Annotated in this window: 3 protein-coding genes; 1 reads left to right on the top strand and 2 read right to left on the bottom strand. The window is 69.0% G+C overall.

Features of this window, described 5'->3' with window-relative positions:
- Positions 1-64 precede the first annotated feature (64 nt).
- Together QZ994_RS19715 and QZ994_RS19710 are read right to left on the bottom strand one after the other, a co-directional pair.
- Complete coding sequence (locus QZ994_RS19715) at positions 65-436, bottom strand: dihydroneopterin aldolase (protein WP_290877758.1); 372 nt, start codon at positions 434-436, stop codon at positions 65-67.
- A 7-nt stretch (positions 437-443) separates the two neighbouring features.
- Positions 444-1283, bottom strand: a complete 840-nt coding sequence (locus QZ994_RS19710; protein ID WP_290877756.1) for an SDR family oxidoreductase — start codon at positions 1281-1283, stop codon at positions 444-446.
- Between the two features lie 21 nt (positions 1284-1304).
- On the opposite strand from QZ994_RS19710, the gene QZ994_RS19705 reads away from it, so the two are divergent.
- Positions 1305-1892 (top strand): SAM-dependent methyltransferase (locus QZ994_RS19705; protein WP_290877755.1); only part of this gene is annotated, 588 nt, incomplete at its 3' end.

Genomic DNA, 1892 nt, shown 5'->3' with positions numbered 1-1892 from the left:
GTCATAACCCACCATTTTCGCCGATCCGGCCCGTTTCGTCAGCCCCGATCCCCCACATCGGGCCTCACCACTGGCCGGTTTCCATGCGGATGGCGACTTCGCAGTCATCGAAGATCTCCAGCTTGGCGATCTTCACGCGCACGCCCTGCACCCCCGGCAGCTCCATCAGGCGCTTGCTGACCTTGCCGATCAGGGTTTCGAGCAGGTTGACGTGCTGGGCCGTGCACTCCTCGATGATGATGGTGCGCACGCGGCGGTAATCCAGCACGTTGAGGATCTCGTCGTCGCTGGGCAGCAGGGGCTGGCTGCCCATGTTGAGTTCGGCGTCGACCTGGATGGGCTGCGGCGTGGTCAGCTCGTTTTCCAGGATGCCCAGGTTGGCGTCGAAACGCAGGCCGGTGAGGTTGAGGGTCTGGTTGCCTTTGGTGATCGACATGGGCGGCTCACATCATCGAAAAATCGCGCTCGAAGCGCTGGAGGTGCTGGCCGCCATCGACCAGCAAGGTGGTGCCCGTGATCGAGCGGTTGGCCAGGGCAAAGGCCACGGTGGCGGCCACGTCCTGCGGGGTCGACGAGCGACCCAGGGGCGAGAGGCGGTGCGCCTGCTCGAACTGTGCGCCCTGCAGCCACTCGCTGGTCAGGGTCAGGCCCGGGGCCACGCCCACCACACGCAGGCGGGGCGCCAGGGCCAGGGCCAGCAGGGTGTTGGCGGCCTCCAGCGCGGCCTTCGAGAGCGTGTAGCTGATGAAATCCGGGTTGGGGTTCCAGAGTTTCTGGTCCAGCAGGTTGACCACGGCGCCCTCGGCCTGGCGGGTGGCCAGGTGGTCGGCCAGCAACTGGGCCAGCACCACGGCGGGCGCGGTGTTGGCACGCAGGTGCTTTTCCAGCATGGCGTAGCTGAACGAGGCGGCGTTGTCGTACTCGAAGGTCGAGGCGCTGTTGACCACGGCATCGAGCTGGCCCAAAGCGGCCACGGCATCGGGGATCAGGCTGCGGCAGGCGGCTTCGTCGGAGAGGTCGGCGGCGAGCACCACGGCCCGGCGGCCCCGCTCGCGGATCTGCGCGGCGGTGGCTTCGGCCTCGGTGCGCGAAGCGCGGCAGTGCACGGCCACGTCCCAGCCCTGATCGGCCAGGGTGAGCGCAATCTCACGCCCCAGGCGCTTGCCCGCCCCGGTCACCAGCACGCTGCGGGTGGCCTGGCCGGCGGGAATGGGAGACGGTGACGCACTGGCGGCCGCAGCCTGGCCCAGGGTCGGCAAGGAAGACAGGGGGATGGATGACATGGGGCTTTCTACAATCGGGGCATGAACCGCCCCAGCAACGCCGGCCACAGTGTAGTGGCGCCCCCCGCCTCCAGCGTGCCCCTGGCCCGCCTCATCGCCCACGAAATCAGCGAGCGGGGCGGCTGGATGCGCTTCGAGCGCTTCATGGAACTGGCCCTCTACGCCCCGGGGCTGGGCTATTACACAGGGGGCCGCCGCGTGATCGGCCACCTGCCGCAGGACGGCAGCGACTTCGTCACCGCCCCCGAACTGACGCCGCTTTTTGGCCAGACCCTGGCCCGCCAGGTGGCCCAGGCGCTCGAGGCCACCGGCACCACCGAGGTCTGGGAGTTCGGCGCAGGCACCGGTGCCCTGGCCGAACAGCTGCTGGGCGAGCTGGGCGACCGCCTCACCCGCTACACCATCGTCGACCTCTCCGGCACCCTGCGCGACCGCCAACACCAGCGCCTGACCAAGGCCCACCCCGGTCTGGTCCACAAGGTGATCTGGGCCGACAGCCTGCCCGACGCCATGGAGGGCGTGATCGTGGGCAACGAGGTGCTCGACGCCATGCCCGTGCACCTGATGGCCTTCGACGGCCAGCACTGGCTGGAACGCGGCGTGACCCTG

The organism is Aquabacterium sp., assembly GCF_021768455.1.
Taxonomy (GTDB): Bacteria; Pseudomonadota; Gammaproteobacteria; order Burkholderiales; family Burkholderiaceae_C; genus Aquabacterium.
The sequence above is the reverse complement of the archived record's forward strand: the minus strand, read 5'-3'. Positions and strand labels throughout refer to the sequence as shown.

Coding starts and splice junctions, on each gene's coding strand:
- QZ994_RS19715 (WP_290877758.1), bottom strand. CDS start 436: ATGTCGATCACCAAAGGCAACCAGACCCTCAACCTCACCGGCCTGCGT.
- QZ994_RS19710 (WP_290877756.1), bottom strand. CDS start 1,283: ATGTCATCCATCCCCCTGTCTTCCTTGCCGACCCTGGGCCAGGCTGCG.